This is a genomic window from Wolbachia endosymbiont of Tuta absoluta, assembly GCF_059414725.1.
This window is the reverse complement of the sequence record NZ_JBNRJY010000728.1, coordinates 1-320: the sequence shown is the minus strand read 5'-3', so window position 1 is coordinate 320 and position 320 is coordinate 1. Positions and strand designations below refer to the sequence as shown.

General features: G+C 36.2%; 1 protein-coding gene. It reads left to right on the top strand.

The genetic code is table 11. The annotated features are described in order from the left end of the window. A partial coding sequence (locus tag ACJ5GX_RS07775) for a TrbG/VirB9 family P-type conjugative transfer protein (protein WP_495292877.1) occupies positions 1–151 on the top strand: 151 nt, incomplete at its 5' end. Between the last annotated feature and the right edge of the window lie 169 nt (positions 152–320).

Genomic DNA, 320 nt, shown 5'->3' with positions numbered 1-320 from the left:
ATTTAATAAAATAAACTCTGATTTCCCGGCAGTTTTTATGGTTGATTCTGCAGGATATGAATCCTTGATAAATTTTCGTACAGTTGATGACTACCTGATAATTGAAAGAGTAAGCTCGGTATTTACCTTAAGAAACGGATCGATCGAATGACTTCTGAAATGCTTTTTTATTATCTAAATAGCGGCCTGAGTGCCCAGTGGTTTCACCCACTGCTTACCGTTTTCCCGCGGGAAGAAGACCTTTTCTCGGCATAAATTATATATTTTAACATTTTGCTTGAACTACTCTATCTGCTTCAGAAAACTGCATCATATTCTTT